This is a genomic window from Mesorhizobium sp. LEGMi-168a (assembly GCF_058312955.1).
This window is the reverse complement of record NZ_JBZEGV010000111.1, coordinates 1-1279: the sequence shown is the minus strand read 5'-3', so window position 1 is coordinate 1279 and position 1279 is coordinate 1. Positions and strand designations below refer to the sequence as shown.

Here is a 1279-nt window from a genome sequence, read left to right as displayed (position 1 = left end):
AAGAAGTAGCTCTTTTCCTCGGGCGTCAGCGTTGCCGTCGGCTCGTCGAAAATGATCACCCTGGCCTTGTGATGAACCGCCCGCGCGATTTCCACCATCTGTTTCTGGGCCGCGCCGAGCGAGCCGACGATGGCGGAGGGATCGACGTGGAAATTAAGCGACTGGAGAAATTGCTGCGCCGAGATGTAGACGCCGCGCAGGCGATTGAGCGGCTTCTCCTTGCCGAGATAGATGTTCTGGGCGACCGTCATCGATGGGACCAGGCTGTTTTCCTGGTAGACCATGGCGATGCCTTTCGCGAGACCCTCCGCGGGGGTGCTGAGGCGCTCCTCCCTGCCATTGATGAACAGCTTGCCGCTGCTCAGCGGATAGACGCCTGCTATGACCTTGGTGAGCGTGGATTTGCCGGCGCCGTTTTCGCCGAGCAGCGCGTGGATCTCGCCCGGCAGCAGCTGGAAATCAACATCCGAGAAAGCCGGATTGCCGCGGAAATCCTTGGTTGCCGCCTTGAGTTCGACAATGGGGGTCATGCTGCCGCATCCAGGGTGGAATCGATGTCCGGCTCGCTGGGGTCGAGATGGTCGACGGCGATAATCTCGCCACGGCCTTTTGAGGTTACGAGCAGCCTCCTGGCCTGCTCCGCGCAGGAGGTTATCCCGTGGCGCTTGCCATCGGCCCGACTGTGAGCGCTCCAGATCGGCTGGAACCGATCGTCGAGCCTGACCACGAGACCGTAGGAGCGCGTGGGGGCCCATGGCTTGTGGATACCGAGCCGGATCACGCCGCCCGCCTGCAGAGGCTCCTTGAAGCTGTGGCCGCTAGAGAGCGTGGGCGCAATCCAGTATTCGGGAGCGACCGTCTCCATCATCTCGCGCTTGTAGCGCTTTTCACGCAGCACGAACTCTTGCAGCTGAGAGCGCACCGCAAACAGGGTCAGCCAGTACCCTCCCTGGCCCGACGGGCAGATGCGGCCCGGATAGGCGGGCAGATCCGCCAGCGGCGTCGTGCGGCCTTCGCCGCCGATCCCGACCGTCAGCAGACGGTGCCGCCATGCCTCGCTGACGGCCACACGATCGCCGCCGGCGACGCACACGCCAGAAGGATAGCCGAGGTCGCTCTGGATAACCGAAGCGTTTTGGGTGCCGAGATCGATCCTTAGCACGCTGCCGCTGTGGCCAAGCTCAAGCAGGTCCCGCGCCCATTCGCCAACCGAATGGGTGGCCGTACCGTTGCTGACCACGAGCGTGTTTTCGTCGACGTACACGCCGGCGGTCGGACA

1 protein-coding gene and 1 pseudogene are annotated in these 1279 nt (G+C 63.6%); both read right to left on the bottom strand.

Going from position 1 to position 1279, the window contains the following annotated elements:
* The coding region (locus tag AC4FWB_RS34250) for an ATP-binding cassette domain-containing protein (protein WP_491030621.1) at positions 1-530 on the bottom strand (530 nt) is incomplete at its 3' end.
* Positions 527-1279, bottom strand: a pseudogene (locus tag AC4FWB_RS34245) (strictosidine synthase); the annotation flags it as partial. The pseudogene AC4FWB_RS34245 and the gene AC4FWB_RS34250, both read right to left, overlap by 4 nt.